Origin of the sequence: Weissella minor, assembly GCF_001437425.1 — a bacterium.
Lineage (GTDB): Bacteria > Bacillota > Bacilli > Lactobacillales > Lactobacillaceae > Weissella > Weissella minor.
On the sequence record NZ_JQCD01000030.1, the window covers coordinates 63,197 to 88,789 of the forward strand.

Below are 25,593 nucleotides of genomic sequence, written 5' to 3' on the forward strand. Positions count from 1 at the left end.
CATGTGGAAAAAAAGTAGATGGCCGCGCAGACGGCAAGCTGAGTTTTTTAGTCGGCTAGGACGTTTATTGGAGAACGGTTTCGACCTAAAACATGCATTGGATTTGATTGGTCGGAGCATGCCACAATGGCGAACTGATTTAAGTCATGTTTTAACTGCTTTGGAAGCCGGCCAGTCATTGCGGCAAAGCATTGCCCCTTTTGTCCATCCGTCAATTATCGAAGAACTCCTGTTAGTAGAATTACATGGGCAACAAGTCGCATTTTTAAATTTGCTCGGTCAAAGAGAACGACGGCGAATACAGTATTGGAAAAAATTTTGGCAATTAACGAGTTATCCGATTTTTCTCGGATGCCTATTGTTAGTGATGACCCTATACTTCATGCAACAGATTCCGCAGGTCAATCTTCAAGCATGGTATATTGCAGGAATGGGTGGTCTAGCCTTAGGGTTAGGTATTGGGGGCATTTATGTCTGTGCCTACTTGCATAAAATGCATTGGTTGATTCGTTTACCCTATGTCGGCGCGTTATGGCGTTTGAGCATACAGGCGCAATTATGCTTTCAAATGGGCTGCTTATTGCAGGCAGGTTTAAAGATAACGGATATTATTCAATTTTTTAACGTCAATGAATCTAATTTTAAACAACAGTCATATCAATACATTAATCATGCTGTAATCATGGCACTTCGCTTAGGTTTGCCATTACCAGAAGCCTTAAAATTTATGGGAATTCTCCCCAAGGAAGTCCAGACACTTTTTCAAAATGGACAAACTTCAGAAAAGATTGGTTATGAATTAATTATCTTATCAGAAGACCTTGCACAAACGTTAAAGCAAAAACTGCTCGTTTGCTTGCAGTTACTACAGCCAATTTTGTTTATTTTTTTGGCAATCGGAATTGTCATGATTTATTGTGATTTTTTGTTACCGACATATCAAGATTTTGGAGAGGTGACCCCATGAAACAGTTACAAAAACTAAAAAAGAGAGCTGGCTTTACATTGATTGAAGTTATTACAACTATTTTTATTATGAGTCTATTAATGATTTTAATTTTACCTAATATTCATCGGATTCGTGAATTTGCTGAACAAAAACAGAGTCAGGCCTTTTTTCAAAATGTACAAAATCAAGTCGATCTGTTTCGAGGACAATATCCTGAATATGAAGTGACGCTCCCTAATTTATTAGAACATGGGTATATTTCAAAAGCGCAAGCCGAACAAATTAATCGCGAAAAAATTCTGATTCAAGGGAATCAAATTAAGCGAGGCAGCTAATGTTAAAGCGTAGTGGTGGCGTTTTAGTCGAAGTTATGGTGGTTTGTCTGTTATTAGGGGCCTATTTAGCAATAACGCCAGTGGTTTTCAAGCAACGAACTTGGCAAGATGTTTATCAAGAATTTGATCACTATTTATTAGCAGTCCGCCAGTCAAGAATGTTAAACAATAAAAAAATGAATGTGTTGGGTGGGCAAACAAGTATTCTTATTGGTCACGTGCGGATTAAATTGCCGGTGAATTGGCATGTCAAAAAAACAAAAGTGATTCAAATGAGGCCAGGGGCAACGAATGGGGGAACAATTTATTTTGAAAACATTAAAACTAAAGCACGCAAAAAATTGGTCATTCAATTAGGAGGTGGCACGTATGCTTGGCGGTAGAAGGCATGGCTTTTTATTGAGTGAAAGTTTACTTGGTTTGATGTTGTTAACAACATTGCTGTGCCCGCTCGTGCAACAAATTCATTATGAGTGGTGTCAGTTACAGACTGCAACGGCGACATGTGAAAGTGCAAAAAAAAGATGGGTTAGGGCGTATGATGAATGGGCAACCAACTAAGCGTCGAGCCAGTTTATTGGCAGAATTTTTATGTGCAATGGTAATTTTAGAACTTGTTGTAACTTGTGGACATAGTCAAATAAAAAATTTAAACCTGTTACAAGTGTATCAACAGCAAATTCGTCGACGTAGCCAAGGTTTCTGTATGGAACAGACGCTTATGCATGTTTTACAAGGTGGTCAAGTGCATGGTAGAACAGAGTTTGGTTGGATGTTAACAGATTATCTTGGCAAACGGTATTTTATCCAACAACGACAACAAGCGTTGGTTTTAACCAGTTCAATGGGTGGGCATTTTGTCTTGATGCTTAATGTTTATGATGTCGACTTTAAAAAAATAAATGCCTATGCGTTTCAATTAAGGATAAAATTTAATGATAAAAATAAAATCCAGCAGTATATCCAATTATAGATGGCAGCGTAAAGGCTTTTGTATGCCACTGGCTGTGTGTTTTGTGATCATTGGATCACATGCTGGAGTGCGTCTGCAAACGCAATTAGTTGACCAACGACGCTTAGTACAAGAAGAATGCGCGTATTGGCAAAATAAATCCAAGACTTTGGGGTTGATTCAAAAGATGCTGCAAGCCCAACAAACGCATTGGCAAGAGGCTGGTTTTGATATTCATCAAGAAAAGAATGGCTATCGTATTAAAGCTAAAGATGGACAACAATTTTGGATTCATGGACGTTAAGCGTGTGTTATGGACTATTAATTAAGATTGAAAGCAGGTATAATTAAGAATTACCTTATTTATTGGAGGAAAAGTTTAGGATGTATGAAGCAATTGAATTAGCTATAAAAAAAGTCCAATCTGCTCAAGAATTAATTGCGACAGACTTGGACATCCCAGCAATTGAAGCTTTGATTCTGGTTATGGAAGGCTTAAATCATCAAAGTGATGCAAGTTTTGATGAGTTGTCTGCAGATCATCGACGTTTTGTGCGTCAAGCGCTAAAAGAAAGTGCATTTGCGTCATTATCGCTTGAACAAAAGCGTCAAGTTTTGCAATTATTACTTGTTGCAACGATGCAAGAAGATAAATTGCAAGGTAATTATCAAGTGACACCAGATGCAATTGGCATGTGGGTGACTTTTTTTGTTGAAAAGTTTTTAGCATCAAAAGAACAGCATCAACTATTAGATTTAACCCTTGGTTCAGGAAATCTATTGGCAACTGTTAATTTGGCTTTGAATCAACGTGGCGATACAGCTAAATATGTTGGTGTTGAAAATGACGACACCATGATTACTGTTGCCAGCGGAATGGCAGCTCTATTAGACTTGGATTGGCAGTTAATCCATCAAGATGCGGTTTTACCCTTAACAGAGACAACTAATAAAATGGATGTTGTGATTGCTGACTTACCGGTTGGTTATTATCCACAAACAGATATGCCTACCTATGAAACAAAGGCAACAGAAGGGTTAACCTTTGTCCACCATCTATTGATTGAGCAAGCCGTTAAGCAATTACGACCAAATGGGATTGGATTGTTACTTGTGCCAGCTAATTTATTTGATTCAGAACAAGCTACGAGTTTGTTGAAATATTTTCAATCTGAATCAATTCTGTTCCAAGGCTTTATTCAATTTTCAGACAAATTATTTTTGGAAAAACAAGCAAGTAAAGCTTTGCTAATTGTACAGCGACCAGGTGATGAGGCTCAACAAGCTGAACCAGTTATGTTAGCCAAAGCGCCAGATTTGTCACAAAAAGAGAGTAACTTAGATTTTGTACGTCAGATGACAGCATGGATGCAAAGTAATCACATGGTACATTAGTCAGGAAAAGATATGTTTGCAGAGACGTGGCCTGCACATATCTTTTTTTAATGAATTTGAGATTAATGTTAAAAATTTGTTACAATAAAGTGTTACTGCTAAAACAAAAGGAGGTCTTTTAAGATGTATGCGCAAGTGATTGTCGATGTACCAACTATGCAAACTAACCAGCCATATACTTATTTGATTCCTGAGCATTTGGCAGATGTGATTGAACCAGGGATGCGCGTGATTGTACCGTTTGGAAATGGTAAGCGCCGCGTGCAAGGTTTCGTGATTGAAACGATAAGCGCATATACAGGATCAAATGAACTCAAAGCAATTGATGATGTGGTAGATTTAGCGCCGGTCTTAAATACGGAGATGTTAGCATTAGCTGATTGGCTTGCGCGTAAAAATTTTGCATTTAAAATCAGTGTTTTGCAAGCGATGTTACCGAATGTGATGCGAGCTAAATATGTTAAGACGGTTCAATTATTGGATGAAACAGCAATCCTGGATTCGCAATTGTTAACAAATTTCTTTGCGGACCGACATGAAGTGCCTTTAGATGCAGAGCATGTTGATGTAGACGTTTTACAAGATTTAAATCGAATGCAGCGAAAAAACCAAGTTGCCATCAATTATTACGTAGGGAATCGCGCTAAAATCAAAATGGTTTCAGCATTTAAACCACAATTAACTGCGACTGAGTATGATAAATTACGACACGATTTGCGTAAATCGGCCAAGCAGCAAGCGCGCTTTTTAACCTATTTGATGCACGCACCACAGCAATGGACGGCCCAAAAAGAGGTCATTGATGAAATTGGTGTTGATTATGCGACACTGAAAAAGGCTGAGGCGCAGGGGTGGATTGAACGTTCAGAAATTGAACAATATCGTTTACCGCAATTAACCTCTCCAGTCGAAGCAACACAACCGCTCACATTAACAGCTGAGCAAAATCAAGTTTATCAAACATTAATTGAAAACTTACAAGCCCACCAAGCCCAGACCTTCTTATTAGAAGGCGTGACGGGTTCTGGGAAAACTGAAGTCTATCTGCAAGCAATGGCGCAAGCATTGGCACAAAATCAAACAGCGCTAATGTTAGTGCCTGAAATTACATTGACGCCACAAATGGTACGACGTGTTAAGAGTCGTTTTGGTGAAACTGTAGCTGTCTTACACAGTGCGCTTTCAGATGGTGAACGTTATGATGAATGGCGCCGAATTGAACGAGGAGAAGCTAAAATTGTGGTTGGTGCTCGTTCAGCTATTTTTGCACCACTAAACAATGTGGGCTTAATCATCTTAGATGAAGAACATGATGCGTCATATAAGCAAGAAGATAATCCACGCTACCATGCCCGTGAAGTGGCCCAGTGGCGTTCGGACTATCATCAAGCGACCTTACTATTGGGTTCAGCAACACCTGCATTAGAAAGTCGTGCCCATGCCCAACAAGGCCAATATACATTGTTGCGTTTACCGCATCGTGTGCAAGAACAACAATTGCCAGCTGTGAATATTATCGACATGCGTGAAACGATTAAAGCGGGTGGCGATGAGCTGTTTTCAGAAGATATTTTAACAGCGATTAAACAACGTCTGGACCGCGGTGAACAAAGCGTCTTAATGCTAAACCGTCGTGGTTTTGCGAATTATGTCAATTGTCGTGATTGTGGCTATACGCCAACATGTGTTAACTGTGATTTAGCACTAACCATGCATAAAGTGACAAATAGTTTAGTTTGTCATTATTGTGGGTATCACGAACCACTGCCTGTACAATGTCCACAGTGTGGGTCAAAACGTATTCGACCTTTCGGTGCCGGGACGCAAAAAGTTGAGACCGAATTGCAAAAGTATTTTCCACAAGCACGTGTCTTAAGAATGGATTTAGATACAACCCGAAAAAAAGGGGCAACGGATAAAATGTTGGAAGCTTTTGGTCAGCATGAAGCAGACATTCTGCTAGGGACACAGATGATTGCTAAAGGGTTAGACTTTCCTGATGTGACGCTAGTTGGTGTATTAAATGCCGATACAACATTGGCCTTGCCAGACTATCGTGCAGCTGAGCGAACTTTTCAACTGTTAACGCAGGTATCTGGTCGTGCTGGTCGCGCAGACAAGGCGGGCGAGGTTTTTGTGCAAACCTATAATCCAGAACATTATGCTGTCCGCTTTGCGCAAAAGCATGATTATGAAGGATTTTATAAATATGAAATGCAATTGAGAAGAGACTGGCAATATTCACCTTATTTTTATACAATTCAGTTAAAAATATTGCACGAGGCTCAGAATGAAGCCGCCAAGGTTGCCTTTGAGATTGCCGATTGGCTGAAGCCGTTTTTAGATGAAAAAACGGTGATGTTAGGGCCTTCAATGGGGTCGGTTGCACGATTAAACAATAAATATGTTTACCGTATCGTGATTAAATATCGGCAAGGTGAGCGTTTGTTTGCAGCTTTAGATGAATTAATGCAGGCAGGGCAACGTTTACAACGCCAAAAAGTCACTTTAGTGATTGATCGCGACCCGGTTAATTTCGTTTAAGCCATTACTCGGTGTAATGGTGCACCATACATAATGATAAAAAAGAGGAAAAGCGCATGACAGAGAAAATTATTTTTATGGGAACACCTGATTTTTCAGTTCCTATTTTACAAGCAATAGCAGCAAACGACGCTTATGAAATTATTGGTGTTGTGACGCAACCTGACCGACCGGTTGGGCGTAAGCATATTATGACACCTACGCCGGTAAAAGCTGCAGCGGTAGAACTTGGTTTGACCGTTTATCAACCAGCAAAATTGGGCGGTTCAGATGAATTAGCAGCATTGATTGCGATGGAACCAGATTTAATTATTACGGCTGCCTATGGACAATTCCTACCAACAAAGTTTTTAAATGCAGCTAAAATCGCTGCCATCAATGTCCATGCGTCATTACTGCCTAAATACCGGGGTGGGGCGCCCATTCATTACGCTGTGATGAATGGTGATGCACAGACTGGTGTGACCATTATGTATATGGTTAAGGCAATGGATGCAGGTGATATTATTGCGCAATCAACGTTGCCGATTGAACCGAATGCGACAACAGGTGATATGTTTGAAGCACTTAGTGTTTTAGGCCGAGACTTATTATTGGAGACGTTACCTAGTTTGGTAGCTGGGACAAACGAACGTTTACCTCAAGATGAAGCATTAGTGACTTTTTCACCAAATATCACGCCAGAACAAGAAATATTGGACTTTCACCAGTCTGCAACACAAGTACATAATCATGTGCGCGGGCTTAATCCATTTCCAACAGCGCATACGACTGTAAATGGTGTGCGAACAAAAATTCAAAAGACCCATGTTGTTAATGAAACAACAGCGTTACCTGCGGGTGCTGTTGTCAAAAAGACAAAAAAGGAACTTTGGATTGCAGCTGGAAATCAGACTGTCTTAGCAATTGATGAACTACAACCAGCTGGAAAGCCAAAAATGGCAGTTACCGACTATTTGAACGGACATGCAAAATTTGAAGAAGGCGAGCAAATAATTAGCTATGAGTAAAAAACAACAACCAATTGCAAATTGGGAAAAAACAAACCCACGTGCGATGGCCGTTCGAACATTAGAACGCGTTAAATCAGGTGCCTATTCAAATCTTGAATTGAATGCCATGATTAAACAAGCCGATTTAAGTGAACGTGATATTCATTTCATGACAACAATCGTTTATGGTGTGATTCAGCATCGTTTAACTTTAGAATATTGGCTAGAACCATTTGTCAAGAATCCAAATAAATTAGATCCGTGGGTGCGTGAGTTGTTTATGACGGCACTTTTCCAGTGGCAATATTTGGATAAAGTTCCAAAGCGAGCAGTTTTTGATGAAACAATTAATATTGCTAAAAAGCGTGGACATGATGGTATTCGCCGTATGGTTACGGGAACATTGCATGCAATGGACCGCAACGGGTTGCCTGAAATCGCAACGATTAGCGACGATGTTAAACGCCTCTCAATTCAAGAATCGTTACCAGAATGGATTATTAATACATTAATCCAAGATTATGGGATGACCCGAACGGTCGCAATTGCTGAGAGTTTGAACTCAGCACCAGCCCAATCTGCACGTGTAAATACAGTTGTCACAACTGTTTCTGAAGTGATGGCTGAGTTAGAAGACGATGGGTTTACAGTCGTCCCTTCACAAGTAGATCCACTTGGCTTACGTGTGTCAAATGGACATGTTGCTAGTTCTCAAGCTTTTAAAGATGGTAAAATTACTTTGCAAGACGAGTCAGCAATGTTGATGGCACCAAGCTTGTTAATTGAACCAGATATGAAAGTATTGGATGCAGCCGCCGCACCAGGTGGTAAGACGACCCAGATTGCAACGTACTTAGATCCGGCACAAAATGGTGTTGTTGAGGCTTTGGATATCCATGAACATAAAGTGCGTTTAATTGCAGATAATGCTTACCGTTTGCATGTGGCAGATCGTGTGAATGCACGCGTGTTGGATGCACGTAAAGTGGACGAAGTCTTTGCTGATGAAACTTTTGATCGTATTTTAGTTGATGCACCTTGTTCAGGATTAGGGTTACTACGTCGTAAGCCAGAAATTCGCTATGAAAAATCATTGGCTGATAGTCAACAATTACAAAAAATTCAGTTGGATATTTTAAATGCTGTTGCGCAGAAGCTTAAAGTCGGGGGCCGTTTAGTTTACGGAACATGTACGTTTTTGAAGCTTGAAAATGATGACGTCATTGCACAATTCTTGGCCACACATTCGAATTTCCGAATTACGAAGAGCATGATAGAATTTGATTTACCAGTTGTTGATGATAACCAACTCGTGCATATTATGCCTGATCAGTTTGGATCAGATGGTTTCTTCATCGCAACCCTTGAACGAATTACAGAATAACTAGGTAAAAATGGAGGAAGCTATGAAAGTAGCATACGCAACTGATACAGGTAGAGTAAGGTCGAATAATCAGGACTATGTGGGTGCCTTTAAAAATGAAATGGGTGTCCAACTCGCGATTGTGGCTGATGGTGTTGGTGGTGAACAAGCGGGTGACGTTGCGTCAAATATGGCGGTGTCACACCTTGGGAATCAATGGCAACAAACGCAAATTCAAACGCTGGACGAAGCAAAGTCTTGGATCCAAACGAACTTGGAAGCTGAAAATGAGAAAATTCTCCAAACATCACATCGCTACCGGACTTTGGAAGGGATGGCAACAACGATTGTTTTAGCTGTGATTTTTCCCGATCAAATTTGTATTGCAAATTTAGGCGATTCTCGAGCGTATATGCATCGTAATGGTCAATTCTACCAAGTAACTGAAGATCATAATTTAGCAGAAGAACTTGTCCGAGCCGGTTCGATTAAACCAGAGGAAGCGGCCACGAATTCTGGACGGCACATGTTAACACGCCAACTTGGAGTGGATGACGCAGTTGACGCAGATTTGTTTGATTTTGCGTTACAAGCGCATGATGAAGTGATGCTAACGACTGATGGTTTAGTCAAACATTTGAATGATAAGCAGATTGCAGATGTTTTAAATCAGGAACTGTCAAGTACTGAAACAATTACACAGTTAATTGACCAAGCAAATCAAGCTGGTGGAACTGATAATATTACGGTGTTATTAGGTTATCAAGAAAACGAGGAGAGATAAGCATGCAGGCTGATCAAGTAATTGGCGGTCGGTATCGTATTGTTGCACCTATCGGTGAAGGTGGTATGGCCAATGTCTATAAGGTACAAGATATTATTTTAGATCGAATTGTGGCCTTAAAGATTATGCGGCTGGACATGCGAGACGATCCAATCGTCCAAAAACGTTTTGAAAATGAAATCCGAGCATCAACTGAGCTTGTTCATCCGAATATTACCCAGGTTTACGATTATGGGGATGAAGATGGCAATCAATATTTGGTGACTGAATATATTTCCGGGCCGGATTTAAAACATTATGAAAAGGATAATTTCCCACTTCCTTTGACTAAAGTCGTGAATATTTTGACGCAGGTATTGAGTGGGATTCAAGAAGCACATAATCACGATATTATTCATCGTGATTTGAAGCCACAAAATATTCTAATGACTGATGACGGCACAGCTAAAATTACTGATTTTGGTATTGCACGTGCCCAGTCTTCATATGGGATGACCCAAACGAATACAGCGATTGGGTCCGTTCACTATATGGCACCAGAACAAGTTCGTGGTGAGGTTGCAACACCGCAAAGCGACTTGTATTCATTGGGGATTATGCTCTATGAATTGTTAACGGGTAAAGTCCCGTATGATGGGGAAACCTCAGTTGCAGTCGCTGTTAAGCATACAACTGAGCCGATGCCGCTGGTTAGAGATAGTGACCCACGTATCCCACAAGCGCTTGAAAATGTTATTTTAAAGGCGACAGCAAAGAATCCAAGTGAACGCTATCTCTCTGCTGATGAGATGCGGGAAGACTTAGCAACTGTGCTTTCACCAGATCGTATGAATGAAGCACGTTGGGAAAGTCCAAGTGCGGGTGAAAATGAAACTGCAACGAAAGTTATTAGTACAGTGGATAATGCACTACAAGAGCCTGCAAATCAAAAGACTGCCACAATGATGACGGCTACGAATAGTACAGCCCAACGTGGCGCTAAAGCTAAAGAAGAGCTTCCAGCAGAAGCACCTAAAAATAAAAGTAAGAAGAAACGTAGTAAAAAGCGTTGGTTAGTCGTGTTATCGTTGCTGGTTGTTGCGATTATTACCGGTATTGTTGTGTATGGTCAAGCGCCAACGCAGGCAACGGTTCCTGATATCAACGGATCGACACTGGATGAAGCTAAAAAAGAATTAGATGACGCACACTTAAAACTAGGTGAAGTGACCCGTAAAAATTCAGATGCCGTTAAATCTGGAAAGATTATGTCAGTCAAACCACATGTGGGTGAGCAGGTAAATCGTGATTCGAAGGTTGATTTAGTCGTGTCTTCTGGAGCTCGCAAAATTCGCTTCGGGGATTATCGTAATGAAGCATTTGATTCTGTTTCAGAACAACTTAAAGCGAAAGGATACACCATCACAACGACCCAACAAAGTAGTGATACTGTACCTGCTGGCTATATTATTGAACAGGATATTGAACCTGATAAAAAGGTTGTCCCAAGCAAAACAACGGTTAACTTTGTGATTTCAAGTGGTGTTGACCAAACACAAGTACCAACTACACCAGCGCCACAATCTTCACGTCAATCAAGTCGTCAGGAGCCATCAAAGGGTTCAGAAGAGGCGTCATCTAAACAAGAGAGTGAAGCCTCAAGTTCAGAGTCATCTATTCAGGAGAGTGAAGCTTCAAGTTCAGAGCCTAAGCAAGAATCAAAGGCGCCAGAACATTCTTCTGAAGCGAATAAGAACGATGACGATAATGATTAATCCATCCCGGCAACTTTAATTTATGAGGAGAAAGTAAAATGACAGAATATCATGGACAGATTCACCTGTCATTGGCTGGCTTTTATGACATAAAAACAGCAGATGGCGATTTATTCCGAGCTCGGGCTCGTGGAAATTTTCGAAAAAAAGATGTGAAACCTTTAGTAGGGGATTTTGTGACTTTTTCAGCGACCAAAGCTGATGATGGTTATATTTTAAGTATCGATGAACGAAAAAACGAGTTGGTTCGTCCACCGGTCGCGAACGTAGACCAAGCAATTGTTGTAACATCAGTTGAAATTCCAGAATATTCAAGTAATTTATTGGATCGTCAATTAGTGGCATTGGAAGAAAAGCAAATTGAGCCAATCATTTATTTCTCTAAGACGGATTTGGTTTCGGATGATGCGCGTGATGAATTACGAATGATTGCAAAAGGTTATGAGCAGGCAGGGTACCATGTTATTTTCCCAGATGTGTCATTTGATGACGCAAGTTTAGATCAATTACGTGCCTTGTTACCAAATCAGTTAACGGTCTTTATGGGCCAGACTGGAGCGGGTAAGAGCACGCTATTAAATCATCTTGTGCCACAGTTGGAATTAGAGACCGGCGAGGTTTCAGAGACTTTAATGCGAGGAAAGCATACAACGCGTCAAGTTGGTCTGATTGAGATGTTCGATGGACTTGTGGCTGATACACCGGGATTCTCGGCATTTGAAGTGTTTGATATGGATGCGGTTGATTTAACGCATTACTTCCGTGAATTTAACCGATACAGTCCAAATTGTAAGTATCGCGGCTGTGTGCATCTCAAAGAACCTGGATGCGCTGTAAAGCCTGCGGTAGAGTCAGGCGAGATTATGGCATCGCGCTATGAGAACTATGAATTGTTTTATGATTTGATTGAAGGCCGTCGTCCGGTTTATAATAAACATGATAAGAAACATTAAAAAGGAAACTATGAGGTTATATTATGTCAATTAAAGTTGCACCATCAGTTTTAGCTGCAGATTACATGAATTTACAACGTGATGTTGAATTAGCAGAACAAGCTGGAGCAGATTTGTTCCACGTTGATATCATGGATGGAATGTTTGTACCATCAATTGCTTATGGTCCAGGTTGGGTTAAGGGCTTGAATGAAATTACAGATGTGCCATTGGATGTTCACTTGATGGTTGAACAACCAGAGCGTTTCGTTGAAGAATTTGCTGATGCGGGTGCTGATATTATTGGTGTTCAATATGAAGCAACACAACACATTCACCGTGCCTTGCAAATGATTAAGAACAAGGGTGTTAAAGCGGAAGTTGTGATTAACCCAGGTACAGCTGTTGAATTAATTGAACCTGTTTTGGATATGGTTGACCAAGTGTTGATTATGACTGTTAACCCAGGTTTCGGTGGTCAAAAATTCTTGCCATCAACATTAAAGAAGATTGAACAATTAGCTGCAATTAAGCGTGAACAAGGCTATGACTTTGATATCGAAATTGATGGTGGTGCTAATGATGAAACAACTAAGTTAGCCTTTGATGCAGGTGCAACTGTTGCAGTAGCCGGTTCATATGTGTTCGATAAGGTTGACCCAGCAGCCAAAATTGCACGTTTGAAGGAAGTTACAGCTGATTAATGGGTGCGATATTCCAAGTTTTAGTAGGAGGGCCGACGCATAATTGGCCGCATGCGTTACGGACAGGTAAACTGGATGGACGATGGGCAGCCGCTGATCGTGGCGCCTTAAGATTATTACAACTGGGATATCATCCAGAATTAGTCGTTGGTGATTTTGATTCAATGACCCTGGCCGAGCAAGAATCAGTATTTGAGGTTATTCCTAAGATTGTCGAAAAACCAGACCAAATGCAGACGGATTTGCAACTCTTACTAACAACCCTTGATGAAAATTATGATATTGAGCGGATTGACGTTTATGGCGCAACGGGTGGTCGTCTAGATCAGTTGTTTTCTAATGTTTGGATTTTAGCTGAAGAAAAGTTTACTGCATTACGAACAAAGGTTAGATTGATTGATCGTGATAATGTTGTGACTTTTTTTAATCCGGGGACCCATACGATTACCAAAATCCCAGAGATGAAATATCTTGGATTTATGCCATTAACACCAGTAACAGAGTTGAACTTACTTGATGAAAAGTATCCATTAGCAGCCTGGTCTGGTAATCCGGTCTCTTGGTCATCAAATGAATTTAATGGATCAATTAATCATTTTAGTTTTGAAACAGGGATTGTAGCAGTGATTCAAAGCCGAGATTCAGATGAAAATGATGCCTGAATTGTGTAAAGTAAAAATACTTTACACAAAACACTTGCACAACCCTGTGTGTTTTGGTATTATTATTCAAGTAAATAAAAGCACTAAATATAGAGAGCTTAAGATTGGAGGGGTAACTTATGGCAGTTGATGCAGTCAACGGAAAGCGCACTCGCTTTGGTAACCAACGTTCACACGCCCTTAACTCAAGTCGTCGTAGCTGGAAGCCAAACTTGCAAAAAGTGACGGTTAAGATTAACGGTTCAGCACCTAAGAAGGTGTACCTATCAGCACGTACTTTGAAGGCTGGTTTGAAGAACGGTACAATTGAGCGTGTATAATTAAAAAGCTGCCAGTTTTGGTAGCTTTTTTCTTTTAGCACGAAACCTGTTAAAATAGGAATTATGAATATAGTGTGGTAGATCTATTTTATCTTGCTGTTATTAAGTTAGCAGCGGTCTAAGCGGAGGTTGAACAATATGGCAGTTAAGATTCAAATTAATCAAGGCTCTATCGAAATTGAAAATGATGTGATCGCAACCATTGTTGGTGGTGCAGCGACTGATAATTATGGTGTCGTTGGTATGGCTAGTCAAACACCGGTACGTGATGGTGTGAATCAAATCTTAAATGGTGATAATTTCTCTCGTGGCGTGATTGTGCGTCAAGCTGAAAATGGTGTCATTGTAGATGTATATATCATTGTCGGTTATGGCATGAAAATTTCTGAAATTTCAAAAAGTGTCCAAGCCCGTGTTAAAAATGATTTGAACGTTATGTTAGGCATCGTTGCACAAGAAGTTAATGTTACTGTGCAAGGTGTCCGTATGCTTGAAGACTAAGGAGTTGAGATTGTGGAAGTTGTAACTGAGATTACCAATATTGAATTTGGTAAGATGATAAATTCTGCAGCGAGCGCGTTGCAAGAAAATGCCGATAAAATTAATAAACTAAATGTCTTTCCAGTTCCTGATGGTGATACTGGGACAAATATGACTTTGTCAATGGCGAGCGGTGCTGAATATGAACGCGCAGAAGAAGATACGAGTTTGAGTAGTCTTGCTAAGGCAACATCAAAAGGACTTTTAATGGGAGCTCGTGGAAATTCAGGTGTGATTCTATCACAAATTTTCCGTGGATTCGCAAGTTCAGTTGAAGGCAAGCAAACATTAACAGCACGTGACTTTGCTGATGCCTTAATGGGTGGTGCAGAAACAGCCTATAAAGCTGTTATGAAACCAACAGAGGGAACAATCTTAACCGTTATCCGTGAAGCTGCTGCTGCTGCGAATCGTTCTGCTAAACAAACGGACGATGTTGTTGAAGTGATGCAGGCAACACTTGAAGCCGCTGAAAAGGCTTTGGCAACAACACCTGATTTACTACCTGCTTTGAAAGAAGTCGGAGTTGTCGACTCAGGTGGACAAGGACTTGTCATTGTCTTCCAAGCATTCTATGGTGCCTTGTCAGGTGAAGAAGTGACTTCTGGAAATGTTGATAATGCTGGCTTAGAAGCGATGATTCAATCGATGCATAATGCCGGTGTCCAAGGTGACTTGGATCCAAATGATATTAAGTTCAGTTACTGTACTGAAATCATGGTTGATATTGCGCAAGGAACAACATATGAACGTGAGTTTGATTATGATACATTCTATAATTATCTTGCTGATATGGGTGATTCTTTGTTGGTCATCAATGATGATGAAGTTGTTAAGGTGCACGTACACACTGAAAACCCCGGTGCAGTTATTAGTTGGGGAACTGAATTTGGTGCACTGCGCAAGGTGAAGGTTGATAACATGCGTGATCAACAAGCTGAAGCAGCAGCTAAAGCCGATGCGCAACGTAAGAGCGAGAAAATTAAAGATGTTGCCGTTGTCACAATTGCAACGGGTGCCGGTATGCATGATTTGTTTGAAGGTGCAGGTGTAACAACAGTACTAGACGGTGAACAAGCACCTTCAACGGCTGATTTAGTTGCGGCGGCAAATGGAACTGGTGCCAAAAGTGTTATTATCATTCCAAACGACAGTAATATCTTTATGGCTGCAGACCAGGCTGTTGATTTGACAGACATGCCAACACAAGTTGTTCGCACACGTACACAGCAACAAGGTTTGACAGCAATGTTATTGGGTTACAATCCTGAAGGTGAAGTCGATACTGTCGCAAGTGCCATGACTTCAGCTATTAGTGATATTAAGTCAGGGTCAGTAACGACGTCTGTCCGTGATACAAATATCAATGGTTTGGAAATTCATGATGGTGATGGTATTGGTATCTTTGATGGTGAGATTGTTGTTGCAGAACCAGCGGCAGATATTTTAGCAGCAAGTAAAGCTTTGTTAGCCAAAATGTTGGATGAAGATGCTGAATTGGTTACCATTTATTATGGTCAAGATGCTTCAAGTGATGTAGCCGATGCGATTGCTGAATATGGTGCTGAGTTGGATGATGAATTAGAATTTGAAATTCATGATGGTGGACAACCACTTTATCCAATTTTGATGTCGGTTGAATAAGTGCAATGCTTTAATTGAAAATTTTAGGAGTTAGCGCACGCTAGCTCTTTTTTTGAAGGGAGGTGTGCCAAGCATGGTACAAAGTTTAATGGATTCAATTGATGTGTTAACCGGTGTTGGTCCAAAGCGTGAACAAGCCTTAAATAATTTGGATATCTACACAATTGAAGATTTATTAATGTACTATCCGACCCGTTATGAAGACTTGGCAGTTAAAAAACCTTCTGAAACGGCTGATGGCGAAAAAGTGACCTTTAAAGGCGTTGCTGCATCTGAACCGGTTATGCGTCGTTTTGGACGTAAAAAAGTTATGGTGACCTTTCGTTTAACGGTTGAGCATGAGACAATCCAGGTTAGTTTTTTTAATCAGCCGTGGATTGCGCAAAAAATTGTGAGTAATGCCGAACTGGCTGTTTACGGAAATTATGATAAAAAAAGGCAACGTTTGACCGGTATGAAATTGATGCTGAATGATGATGAAGCAGAAATGCAAGCCATTTACCCCGCTTCAAAAGAAATTAAGCAAGCAACAATTAAAGAATTAGTTTTTCAAGCGTTACATAAATATGCAGATTTATTAGATGCACAAATCGTCCCAAAACAGATTCGCGAGCGTTATCAATTAATGGGGCATGGAGATGTTATTCGTAATATGCATCAACCGAGTGATGATTTTACAGCTCAGGCTGCACGTCGCACCGCTTCGTTTGAAGAATTTTATATTTTCCAAATGCGCCTACAATTGATTAAGCAAATGGACCGTCAAAACCAAGGACGCGCGATTAAGTTTGACAATGACGATATGAAACGGTTCATCGCAACCTTGCCTTTTGAATTAACAGATGCGCAAAAACGGGTTGTGAATGAAATTTTACGTGATATGCGGCGACCACAACACATGAATCGTTTACTGCAAGGCGATGTTGGGTCCGGAAAAACAGTTGTTTCAGCATTAGCAATGTATGGCGCAATTACAGCAAATATGCAGGCGACAATCATGGCGCCAACTGAAATCTTAGCGCAACAGCATGCACGAACGCTGGGAAACTTCTTTAATCCAGACGAAGTTCGAGTTGAACTCTTAACAGGCTCGACGAAATCGGCCGCAAGACGTCAGATTTTAGAAGATTTGGTCGCAGGTGATATCGACATCTTAGTTGGTACGCACGCGTTAATTCAGCCAGATGTGCAATTTCATAATTTAGGGTTGGCAGTGATTGATGAACAACATCGTTTTGGTGTTAAACAACGTGCTAAGTTACGTGAAATTGGGATGAACCCAGATATCTTAACGATGACAGCAACCCCAATTCCGCGAACTTTAGCCATTACGGCATACGGCGAAATGGATGTATCAATTATTGATCAATTACCAGCGGGGCGTAAGCAAATTAAGACGGAATGGGTCCGCCAAAGTGGCTATGAGAAAGTGTTAGACTTTATAAAAACAGAGTTAGCAAAAGGGGCGCAGGCCTATGTGGTGACACCGTTGATTGAAGAGTCTGAGACGTTAGATATTCAAAATGCACAGGCGGTGCATCAAGAGCTTACAGAAATATTTGGACCAACTTATCAAGTTGGTTTGCTACATGGACGTTTGGCCAATCAAGAAAAAGAACAAATTATGGCTGATTTTAAAGCTAATGCTTTTCAAGTTTTAGTCTCGACAACTGTGATCGAAGTTGGTGTGGATGTGCCAAATGCCAGTGTCATGTTAATTTTAGACGCAGATCGTTTTGGCTTATCACAATTACATCAATTAAGAGGTCGTGTGGGACGAGGTGAACGTCAATCATATACATTCTTAGTCAGCGATCCAAAGACGCAATATGGGATTGATCGAATGGAAGCCATGACCGAAACGACGGATGGCTTTGTCTTAGCGCAAAAAGATTTGGAATTACGTGGGGCGGGAGATATTTTAGGTCAGCGTCAGTCAGGCGTTCCTGAATTTAAAGTTGGCGATCCCGTTCGTGATTTGAAGATGATGACAATTGCGCAGGAAGAAGCCATCGAAACTGTTGATACGCCAGAATGGGATCAAAATCCGGAAATTGCGACATTAGTCGAGCTCTTAGATGAGACAATGTCACGCTACCGAAACTTTGACTAATGGGTGGTATTAATTTTATAATGGTCAGTGCTGGTTTCAGATAAATTAAAAGGGTAGAGGAAAGATAACATGTTTAAAATTGCAATCGACGCAATGGGTGGCGACAATGCACCTGAAGCGATTATCGCTGGTGTTGAAAAGGCCCGTAATGAAATGCCTGATGTTGAATTTCAACTTTATGGTTCAGTTGAACGGATGCAAAAGTTAGTTGAAAAAGATGAACGCATTTCATTGATTCAAGCAGATGAAATGATTGAAATGGGTGAAGAACCGGTTAAAGCGATGCGAAAAAAGAAACAGAGTTCATTGGTCTTGGCAGCACAAGCTGTTAAGGCTGGGGATGCGGATGCTTTGTTCTCTGCTGGAAACACAGGCGCGTTGTTAGCTGTTGGTATTTTCATTGTTGGGCGTATGAAGGGTGTTGATCGTCCAGCTTTGATGACGGCATTACCTGCGTTAAAGGGACCACACACATCATTTACGATGATGGATGTCGGTGCTAATGCTGAAAATAAGGCCGTACATTTATATCAATATGGTATTTTGGGTTCTTTTTATGCGAAAGAAGTGCTTGGATTTGACAATCCACGCGTTGGACTGTTGAATAACGGTGGTGAAGCTGACAAAGGTGATCCAGTCCATAAAGAAGCGCATCAATTGTTGCAAAACGGTAGCGATGCTGGTTACATGAACTTTGTGGGAAATGTTGAATCACGTGATTTGCTACAAGGACCTGCTGACGTTGTGGTTTCAGACGGTTTCACAGGGAATGCAACCCTAAAAGCCATTGAAGGAACTGCCAAGACAATTTTATCAGTCATGAAGCATGCCATTGTTGATGGTAATACACGCAGTAAGATGGGTGGTTTAATGCTTAAGCCCGCTTTGTCAGGTGTTGCTGAGAAATTGGATTACTCACAGTATGGTGGCGCAGTTGTGATTGGAACCAATGCACCAGTGGTTAAAACCCATGGTTCTGCGACTGCCGGTGAAGTTGCCAATACTTTGCAACAAATTGAAACCATTTTGAAGGCCGATTTAACTGGAAAAGTGGCTGAGTTCGTGGCAGCGCACCCTGATGAACTTTCTGGAAAGTCAGTTGACGCATAGAAATAAGGATATAAGGTTATGGAACGACAAGAATTAACAGATAAGATTATTAATTTGGTTGCCGAACGATTTGAATTAGATCCTGCAACCTTAAATGGACAAACTGATTTGACAGTTGATATTGATGCAGATTCAATTGATTTCGTTGAATTACTATTAGAAATGGAAGATGAATTTGACGCTGAAATTTCTGATGAAAATGCTGAAAAATTACATACAATTGATAATATTGTTGATTTTATTTTAGCGCATCAAAACTAAACAAAAAGATGGTAATAGCGGGTGCTATTGCCATCTTTTTGTTTCTGCTTGAATTTAGAAAAGCATGCTATAATAAAGGTTACGCAAGAATTCAAAAGGAGAAATTATGATGAATGAATTAGAGCAAGCATTAGTTGAAAAATATGACATCCATTTTGAAGATGAACATTTATTATTGGAAGCCTTAACGCAAGCCAATTATTTAAATGAACATCCTGAAGAAAAGGGCGATGATTATCAACGTTTAGAATTTTTAGGGGACGCTGTGATGCAACAATCAACAGCGGTCTACCTATTCAAGCGTTATCCAGATTGGGATGAAGGTCGATTGACAGAGTTGCGAATTTCAATGGTCCAGACACGTTCTTTTGCAGCTTTGTCACGTGAGTTACATCTCGATCGCTACATTCGTTTAGGGCGTGGGGAAGAATTGTCGGGAGCGCGTCAACGTGATTCATTGCTTGAAGATATTTGGGAAGCTTTTATTGGCGCCTTATTTTTGGATCAAGGTCAAGCCGTGGTCATGGATTTCTTAGATAAAATTTTATTTGCAAAAATTGACGAGGGCTTTTTTGATCAATTCGTTGACTATAAATCAAAATTGCAAGAATACTTGCAACAAGATGGACCAGTAGTTATTAAATATGACAAATTGGATGAAAAAACGCTTGCGAATAACGATCAAATATTTACCGTTGAAGTAGCTGTTAATGACGAAAAATTGGCGATTGGAAAAGGGAAGTCAACCAAGTCAGCTGAAAAAGATGCCGCACGTACAGCATACCAACAGTTGGTGCAAACAAAATAACAAACTGCGAAACTAGGAATTAGAATATGAAACTCAAAGCTTTATCAATGCATGGGTTCAAGTCATTTTCTGACAGCACTCAAATTGATTTTATGCCTGGTATAACAGGTATCGTGGGACCAAATGGTTCGGGAAAGTCTAATATTATTGAAGCCATCCATTGGGTAATGGGCGAACAGTCTGCCAAAGGTTTACGTGGGGATAAGATGGCTGATGTGATTTTTGGTGGGACCAAAACACGGGCACCGCTAAATCGAGCCGAAGTTGGAATCGTTTTTGATAATCGGGACCATTATCTCAAGTCAGATTTTGATGAAATTGAAATTAAACGTATTTTATACCGAAATGGGGATTCTAAATATTTATTGAATGGTAAACAGGTACGTTTACGTGATATTCAAGAATTGTTTATGGATTCAGGCTTAGGTCATGAAAGTTTTTCAATCATTTCACAAGGCCGGGTGGAATACATATTTAGTGCGAAGCCTGAGGATCGACGTTCGATTATTGAAGATGTTGCTGGCGTGTATAAATATAAGCAAAATAAGACGCAGGCTGGCAAGAAATTAACGAATGTTCAAGACAATTTAGACCGTGTGACGGATATTTTGTATGAATTAGAACAACGGTTAGAACCTTTAGCCAAGCAAAGTGCTAAGGCCAAAGATTATCAACAACAAAAAGCCGCTTATGATGAATTAGATTATCAACGGTTACAAAATGAATTAACATTGTGGCAGCAACAGCTGTCAACTATTTTGAACCAAATGCAGCAAGCACAAAATAAAGCAGACGTGCAAAATGATCAGCTAAAACAACAGCAGCAACAATTGGAAACTGCTAGACAATCATTAGCTGAACAACGTGAAACGCAACAACAACAGCAACATTTATTGCTTGAAATTTCAACATCGGTTGAAAATTTAGCGGGTGAATTGAAATTACAAGCAGAGCGCGCGCATAATCAAGCACAATTGGTGGAAACGACGCAAGCCACTTTGGATGAGCGTCGCAAAGGTTATACCAATTTAATGCAACAAATTAAACATGCCCAAAGTGAAGTCACACAGACGCAAGTTGAGTTGCGCGCATTGGCGGAACAAACGGCAACCCTTACGCGTGAAGCAGACCATCAACAGCTCAAAGCTCTTGAAGGTAATCGGGAGACATTGCGCAATGAAGTGGTTGATGCGCTCGAACAGCTTACAACGGCTAAGAATAATCAGCGTTTTGCGCAGCAAGAAGATCAACGGGCAGATGCGCAAGCAAATCGTTATCGACAGCGGCAAAGTGAGTTAGCGCAACAGTTAACGCAGGCACAGTCTGATTTAGAGCGGGCGCAACATGTGCATCAATCTGCGCAAAGTGAGTTAACACAAGCCCAAACAGATTTGACACAACAGCAACAAGTGGGACAAGAGCTTGAAAAAGCCTATCAACAACAACGACAAGCTTGGTATGATCAGCTACAAAAGCAACAGCAAGTTCAAGCGCGAGTTCAGTCCTTACAGCGGTTAAACGAGCAATATGATGGCTATTATCAAGGTGTTAAAAATTTGATGAAGCAGCACACCAAATTTCCAGGGATTAAAGGTGTCGTGGCCGAATTGATTCAAGTTGATGCTAAATATCAATTGGCAATTGAAACAGCACTGGGGGCTGCGTTGCAACAAGTTGTTGTTGATGAACCAGCAACTGCTAAACAAGCGATTCAGTATTTAAGTCAAAACCATCTTGGACGTGTCACATTCTTGCCATTAGCAACGATTAAAGCGCGTCATTTGCAGAGTGATTTATTAGCAAGCGCGCAAGCAACGCCAGGTTACTTAGGAACAGCTGCAGAATTGGTGGATTTGGCCCCAGAATTTCAGATGCTTAAACAGCACCTGCTAGCGACGACGGTCATTGCGGAGAATTTGGAACAAGCAACGCCAATGGCAGCACGGCTTAAGCAGCGGGTACGCATTGTAACTCTTGATGGCCAAGTAATTAACGCCGGTGGTTCAATGACAGGTGGTGCAAGTCGTAACCAACAGCAAGGCTTATTAACACAAAAAAATGAATTAGCAGACTTGTCAGCGCAATTGGGTACGCTAAATCAAGAAGTTGCAGCATTAGAGCAACAAGTGCAAGCAAAGCAAGCAGCATTACAACCGTTAACTGAAAATTTTAAAAATCAACAAGATACGGTCATGCATTTATCAGAAGTTGAACAACAAAAACAAGCTGATGTGCAAGTTGCAAAACAAACCGTGACACAGTTAGAACAAGCACAGACTGCGTTAACGTATGATATGCAGGTGGCTGGTGTCACAACGGGTGCAACTGCGACACAAGCACAAGTTGATTTAAAAACAGCACAGGCAAATTACGATGATGCGACTCAGCGCTTAGACGACATGCAATTAGAGATTGAAACATTACGAACAAGTTTAGCAGAGTCAGATGAGCGTTTGCTGGATAAGCAAATGCATCAAAAAACGGTTGAAGCGACATATACACATATGCAAGCCAATGTGGCACGTTTAAATGAACAAGCAAGCGCTAACGAACAGGCTCAGCAGCAACTAACACAGCAGTTAAAGGATTTGCAGTCAAACCAGCAAGATGTAACAGCGCGGTTGGAAGCTGAGTATGCTAGTAAACAAGCAAAACAGCAGACTGTTGAACAGCAGGTGCAAGCATTAGTGCAACAGATTGGGTCAGCACAAGTTGAACTAGAACAACTGGAACGTCAAATGACAACTGTGCAAAGCCAACAACAAAGTCAAATGCAAGTGATTAACCAACTGACCAATCAAAAAAGTCGTCTGCAAACACAAATTGAGCAAGCTGAAGTCCAGTTATCAGAAATGTATGATGCGGAATATGAACCGCAAGCTCAAGTTGACGAAGCTGATTTAGCCGATTTAAAAAAGCGTTTGTTACTTTTGAAACGTGGCCTTGATGATATTGGGACTGTTAATTTAGATGCCATTGAAGAATACGCACAAGTGCAAGAACGCTATGATTTTCTTAAAAAACAAAAACAAGATTTGTTAGATGCCCATGCTGATTTAACGGAAACCATGTCTGAGATGGACGAAGAAGTGAAAACGCGTTTTAAAACAACATTTGATGCGGTTAATGAACATTTTGAACGAATATTTGTTAAAATGTTTGGTGGTGGGCAAGCAAAATTGTATCTCAATCAGCCCGATGATTTATTACGGACGGGAATTGATATCAAAGCACAGCCACCGGGTAAAAAGTTTCAGCAAATGAGTCTCTTATCTGGAGGCGAGAAGGCACTAACGGCAATTAGTTTATTATTTGCAATTTTAGCAGTACGACCAGTGCCTTTTGTTGTTTTGGATGAGACTGAAGCAGCATTAGATGAAGCCAATGTTGATCGATTTGCAAATTATTTACAAGATGCAAATGAACAAACTCAGTTTATTGTGATTACGCATCGTCAGGGGACGATGGCGGCCTGTGATGTGCTTTATGGCGTCACAATGCAAGAACCAGGGGTTTCAACAATGGTATCTGTGAACTTAAATCAATCAGTAAATGAAAGAGGAGAAGCATAATGGGATTATTTGACTTTTTTAGGCGCAAGCCAGAAGTTAAGGTAGAAGTTTTACAACCAACACCAGGCCAAGCAATTGATATTAAGCTACCAACGCCAGCGCCGAATAAGGTTGAAGCGAGTGAGATTGTCATTACGGTACCTGAAGAGACGAGCAGTGAAGCGATGGTCGAGCTTGTGGCATCGGATGCACAAACCGTTGAGACGGTGCGTTCAAATGCGAGCGTGACTGAAAACAGTGATGTAGCTGTAGACGAGGCTAACGCTGAGTCCCACGCTGCTCATCAAGCGGCAGAAAATTCAATGTCTAAGGCAACGATTGCATCAGCAAGTGTGTCTGAATCAATTGCGCAATCAAAGTTAGCCTCTGTTGCTGATTCAGAATCAGCAAGTGTGTCTGAATCTGAGTCAGTCAGCCTTTCTGAAGTCGCATCAGAATCAGAATCAGTTAGCGTATCGGAATCAACGAGTCTTTCAGAATCAGAGTCAGTTAGTGTATCAGAATCAACGAGCCTTTCGGAATCAGAGTCAGTTAGCGCATCAGAATCAACAAGTCTTTCTGAATTAGAAGCAGAAACTGATGCCAATGACTTAGACAAGGGTCTAACGAAAACACGCCGGACTTGGTCTGATCGTTGGAATAGCTTTATGTCTAATTTCCGTACGGTTGATGAAGATTTCTTTGATGACTTGGAAGAAACGTTGATTAGTGCAGATGTAGGGGCTCAAACGGCCGTGACATTGACTGATGAATTGCGTGATGAAGTGAAACTTCAGAATGCAAAAAATCAACAAGATGTTTCTAAAGTTATTATTGAAAAATTAATTGATTTGTACGAACGTCAAGGTATTAACGAAGATACATCAATGCACTTGAATGAAGACGGCTTAACGGTCATTCTATTTGTTGGCGTGAACGGTGTTGGTAAGACCACGACGATTGGTAAAATGTCTGAACGCTACAAGCGTGAAGGTAAGCAAGTCTTACTTGCTGCGGCTGATACTTTCCGTGCCGGTGCGACTGAACAATTAGTTGAATGGGGAAATCGCAATGATATTCCGGTAGTAACTGGTAAGCCAAATGTGGACCCTGCTTCAGTGGTTTATGACGGTGTAAAAACTGCACAAGAAACCGGCGCTGATGTTTTGTTTGTTGATACGGCGGGACGTTTGCAGAATAATGTTAACTTGATGCAAGAATTAGCTAAGATGAAGCGCATTATCCAACGTGAAATTCCTGACGCACCGCAAGAAGTCTTATTAGTCTTGGATGCAACAACTGGGCAAAATGCCTTGCAGCAAGCCCGTTTGTTCAAGGATTCAACAGATGTTACGGGAATTGTGCTAACTAAATTGGATGGAACTGCTAAGGGTGGTATTATTTTACCAATTCGAAATGAATTGCATTTGCCTGTGAAATGGATTGGGATTGGTGAAAAGGTCACTGACTTACAACCATTTGATGCTGATGAATTTGTTAAGGGATTATTTGGACGTTTGTTGGAGGATCAATAATCCATGGAATTAGCAAAAACAACGCGCTTAAATGCGTTATTTGATTTTTATCAACCTTTGTTGACGAAAAAACAAAATGATTATTTGGAATTATACTACGCCGATGATTTATCATTAGGTGAAGTGGCCGAAGAATGTGACGTTTCACGCCAGGCCGTTTATGATAATCTAAAACGAAGCACGCAATTATTGGAAGCCTACGAAAGTAAATTGCACTTATATGCTGATTTTCAAAAACGGCAGGCTGCCGCTGATAATATGCAAAGCTATATTGAGGCGACCTATCCGCATGATGTGGCCCTACAGGACTTAGCGGATCATCTTGTAACGCTAGAAGAGGAGTAA

Annotated in this window: 24 protein-coding genes; all 24 read left to right on the forward strand. The window is 40.8% G+C overall.

Annotation, left to right across the window (positions count from 1 at the left end):
- The first annotated feature begins 1 nt into the window (after position 1).
- The 24 genes from IV67_RS07045 (at position 2) to IV67_RS07165 (ending at position 25,593) form a co-directional block, all read left to right on the forward strand.
- On the forward strand, positions 2–967 hold the full coding sequence (locus IV67_RS07045; RefSeq protein ID WP_057788475.1) for a type II secretion system F family protein: 966 nt from the start codon (positions 2–4) through the stop codon (positions 965–967).
- On the forward strand, positions 964–1,284 hold the full coding sequence (locus tag IV67_RS07050; protein WP_057788477.1) for a competence type IV pilus major pilin ComGC: 321 nt from the start codon (positions 964–966) through the stop codon (positions 1,282–1,284). The genes IV67_RS07045 and IV67_RS07050 overlap by 4 nt, the downstream gene beginning before the upstream one ends.
- A complete protein-coding gene (locus IV67_RS07055; RefSeq protein WP_057788479.1) occupies positions 1,284–1,667 on the forward strand; it encodes a hypothetical protein in 384 nt (127 codons plus the stop codon). The genes IV67_RS07050 and IV67_RS07055 overlap by 1 nt, the downstream gene beginning before the upstream one ends.
- A 122-nt stretch (positions 1,668–1,789) precedes the next feature.
- Complete coding sequence (locus IV67_RS07065) at positions 1,790–2,257, forward strand: hypothetical protein (RefSeq protein WP_162261083.1); 468 nt, start codon at positions 1,790–1,792, stop codon at positions 2,255–2,257.
- A 43-nt stretch (positions 2,258–2,300) separates the two neighbouring features.
- On the forward strand, positions 2,301–2,540 hold the full coding sequence (locus tag IV67_RS07070) for a hypothetical protein (RefSeq protein WP_157050312.1): 240 nt from the start codon (positions 2,301–2,303) through the stop codon (positions 2,538–2,540).
- 80 nt (positions 2,541–2,620) lie between these two features.
- The gene (locus IV67_RS07075; RefSeq protein ID WP_057788486.1) at positions 2,621–3,631 is read left to right on the forward strand and encodes a class I SAM-dependent methyltransferase; all 1,011 of its coding nucleotides are present in this window, start codon (positions 2,621–2,623) and stop codon (positions 3,629–3,631) included.
- A 123-nt stretch (positions 3,632–3,754) separates the two neighbouring features.
- Complete coding sequence (gene priA / locus IV67_RS07080) at positions 3,755–6,175, forward strand: primosomal protein N' (RefSeq protein WP_057788488.1); 2,421 nt, start codon at positions 3,755–3,757, stop codon at positions 6,173–6,175.
- 56 nt (positions 6,176–6,231) lie between these two features.
- Positions 6,232–7,185 (forward strand): methionyl-tRNA formyltransferase, encoded by a 954-nt coding sequence (fmt, locus tag IV67_RS07085; RefSeq protein WP_057788490.1) that lies wholly within the window; start codon positions 6,232–6,234, stop codon positions 7,183–7,185.
- Complete coding sequence (gene rsmB, locus IV67_RS07090) at positions 7,178–8,551, forward strand: 16S rRNA (cytosine(967)-C(5))-methyltransferase RsmB (protein WP_057788492.1); 1,374 nt, start codon at positions 7,178–7,180, stop codon at positions 8,549–8,551. Before fmt ends, rsmB begins: the two co-directional genes overlap by 8 nt.
- 22 nt (positions 8,552–8,573) lie before the next feature.
- Complete coding sequence (locus IV67_RS07095; RefSeq protein ID WP_057788493.1) at positions 8,574–9,314, forward strand: Stp1/IreP family PP2C-type Ser/Thr phosphatase; 741 nt, start codon at positions 8,574–8,576, stop codon at positions 9,312–9,314.
- Positions 9,315–9,316: 2 nt separating this feature from the next.
- The gene (gene pknB / locus IV67_RS07100; RefSeq protein WP_057788495.1) at positions 9,317–11,068 is read left to right on the forward strand and encodes a Stk1 family PASTA domain-containing Ser/Thr kinase; all 1,752 of its coding nucleotides are present in this window, start codon (positions 9,317–9,319) and stop codon (positions 11,066–11,068) included.
- 38 nt (positions 11,069–11,106) lie between these two features.
- Positions 11,107–12,021 (forward strand): ribosome small subunit-dependent GTPase A, encoded by a 915-nt coding sequence (gene rsgA, locus IV67_RS07105; protein ID WP_057788497.1) that lies wholly within the window; start codon positions 11,107–11,109, stop codon positions 12,019–12,021.
- Between the two features lie 23 nt (positions 12,022–12,044).
- A complete protein-coding gene (gene rpe, locus IV67_RS07110; RefSeq protein WP_057788499.1) occupies positions 12,045–12,704 on the forward strand; it encodes a ribulose-phosphate 3-epimerase in 660 nt (219 codons plus the stop codon).
- Positions 12,704–13,366 carry a thiamine diphosphokinase gene (locus IV67_RS07115; protein ID WP_057788501.1) on the forward strand — a complete coding sequence of 221 codons (663 nt, stop codon included), beginning with the start codon at positions 12,704–12,706 and terminating at the stop codon, positions 13,364–13,366. Before rpe ends, IV67_RS07115 begins: the two co-directional genes overlap by 1 nt.
- 119 nt (positions 13,367–13,485) lie before the next feature.
- Complete coding sequence (gene rpmB / locus IV67_RS07120; protein WP_057788503.1) at positions 13,486–13,686, forward strand: 50S ribosomal protein L28; 201 nt, start codon at positions 13,486–13,488, stop codon at positions 13,684–13,686.
- A 138-nt stretch (positions 13,687–13,824) separates the two neighbouring features.
- A complete protein-coding gene (locus IV67_RS07125) occupies positions 13,825–14,187 on the forward strand; it encodes an Asp23/Gls24 family envelope stress response protein (protein WP_057788505.1) in 363 nt (120 codons plus the stop codon).
- 12 nt (positions 14,188–14,199) lie between these two features.
- A complete protein-coding gene (locus IV67_RS07130) occupies positions 14,200–15,870 on the forward strand; it encodes a DAK2 domain-containing protein (protein WP_057788507.1) in 1,671 nt (556 codons plus the stop codon).
- 73 nt (positions 15,871–15,943) lie between these two features.
- Positions 15,944–17,983 carry an ATP-dependent DNA helicase RecG gene (gene recG / locus IV67_RS07135; protein ID WP_057788509.1) on the forward strand — a complete coding sequence of 680 codons (2,040 nt, stop codon included), beginning with the start codon at positions 15,944–15,946 and terminating at the stop codon, positions 17,981–17,983.
- 69 nt (positions 17,984–18,052) lie between these two features.
- Positions 18,053–19,093, forward strand: a complete 1,041-nt coding sequence (plsX, locus tag IV67_RS07140; RefSeq protein ID WP_057788511.1) for a phosphate acyltransferase PlsX — start codon at positions 18,053–18,055, stop codon at positions 19,091–19,093.
- A gap of 18 nt (positions 19,094–19,111) precedes the next feature.
- Positions 19,112–19,354 carry an acyl carrier protein gene (locus tag IV67_RS07145; RefSeq protein ID WP_057788513.1) on the forward strand — a complete coding sequence of 81 codons (243 nt, stop codon included), beginning with the start codon at positions 19,112–19,114 and terminating at the stop codon, positions 19,352–19,354.
- Between the two features lie 106 nt (positions 19,355–19,460).
- Positions 19,461–20,162 carry a ribonuclease III gene (gene rnc / locus IV67_RS07150; protein ID WP_057788515.1) on the forward strand — a complete coding sequence of 234 codons (702 nt, stop codon included), beginning with the start codon at positions 19,461–19,463 and terminating at the stop codon, positions 20,160–20,162.
- Between the two features lie 26 nt (positions 20,163–20,188).
- Entirely contained in the window at positions 20,189–23,734 is a 3,546-nt protein-coding gene (smc, locus tag IV67_RS07155) for a chromosome segregation protein SMC (RefSeq protein WP_057788516.1), read from the forward strand.
- Positions 23,734–25,248, forward strand: a complete 1,515-nt coding sequence (gene ftsY / locus IV67_RS07160) for a signal recognition particle-docking protein FtsY (protein ID WP_057788519.1) — start codon at positions 23,734–23,736, stop codon at positions 25,246–25,248. The genes smc and ftsY overlap by 1 nt, the downstream gene beginning before the upstream one ends.
- Before the next feature lie 3 nt (positions 25,249–25,251).
- Entirely contained in the window at positions 25,252–25,593 is a 342-nt protein-coding gene (locus IV67_RS07165; RefSeq protein ID WP_057788521.1) for a putative DNA-binding protein, read from the forward strand.

Coding starts and splice junctions, on each gene's coding strand:
- rpmB (WP_057788503.1), top strand. CDS start 13,486: ATGGCAGTTGATGCAGTCAACGGAAAGCGCACTCGCTTTGGTAACCAA.
- rnc (WP_057788515.1), top strand. CDS start 19,461: ATGATGAATGAATTAGAGCAAGCATTAGTTGAAAAATATGACATCCAT.
- IV67_RS07055 (WP_057788479.1), top strand. CDS start 1,284: ATGTTAAAGCGTAGTGGTGGCGTTTTAGTCGAAGTTATGGTGGTTTGT.
- plsX (WP_057788511.1), top strand. CDS start 18,053: ATGTTTAAAATTGCAATCGACGCAATGGGTGGCGACAATGCACCTGAA.
- ftsY (WP_057788519.1), top strand. CDS start 23,734: ATGGGATTATTTGACTTTTTTAGGCGCAAGCCAGAAGTTAAGGTAGAA.
- priA (WP_057788488.1), top strand. CDS start 3,755: ATGTATGCGCAAGTGATTGTCGATGTACCAACTATGCAAACTAACCAG.
- IV67_RS07145 (WP_057788513.1), top strand. CDS start 19,112: ATGGAACGACAAGAATTAACAGATAAGATTATTAATTTGGTTGCCGAA.
- rpe (WP_057788499.1), top strand. CDS start 12,045: ATGTCAATTAAAGTTGCACCATCAGTTTTAGCTGCAGATTACATGAAT.
- IV67_RS07045 (WP_057788475.1), top strand. CDS start 2: ATGTGGAAAAAAAGTAGATGGCCGCGCAGACGGCAAGCTGAGTTTTTT.
- IV67_RS07095 (WP_057788493.1), top strand. CDS start 8,574: ATGAAAGTAGCATACGCAACTGATACAGGTAGAGTAAGGTCGAATAAT.
- IV67_RS07125 (WP_057788505.1), top strand. CDS start 13,825: ATGGCAGTTAAGATTCAAATTAATCAAGGCTCTATCGAAATTGAAAAT.
- rsmB (WP_057788492.1), top strand. CDS start 7,178: ATGAGTAAAAAACAACAACCAATTGCAAATTGGGAAAAAACAAACCCA.
- IV67_RS07050 (WP_057788477.1), top strand. CDS start 964: ATGAAACAGTTACAAAAACTAAAAAAGAGAGCTGGCTTTACATTGATT.
- smc (WP_057788516.1), top strand. CDS start 20,189: ATGAAACTCAAAGCTTTATCAATGCATGGGTTCAAGTCATTTTCTGAC.
- IV67_RS07075 (WP_057788486.1), top strand. CDS start 2,621: ATGTATGAAGCAATTGAATTAGCTATAAAAAAAGTCCAATCTGCTCAA.
- IV67_RS07115 (WP_057788501.1), top strand. CDS start 12,704: ATGGGTGCGATATTCCAAGTTTTAGTAGGAGGGCCGACGCATAATTGG.
- rsgA (WP_057788497.1), top strand. CDS start 11,107: ATGACAGAATATCATGGACAGATTCACCTGTCATTGGCTGGCTTTTAT.
- fmt (WP_057788490.1), top strand. CDS start 6,232: ATGACAGAGAAAATTATTTTTATGGGAACACCTGATTTTTCAGTTCCT.
- IV67_RS07165 (WP_057788521.1), top strand. CDS start 25,252: ATGGAATTAGCAAAAACAACGCGCTTAAATGCGTTATTTGATTTTTAT.
- recG (WP_057788509.1), top strand. CDS start 15,944: ATGGTACAAAGTTTAATGGATTCAATTGATGTGTTAACCGGTGTTGGT.
- pknB (WP_057788495.1), top strand. CDS start 9,317: ATGCAGGCTGATCAAGTAATTGGCGGTCGGTATCGTATTGTTGCACCT.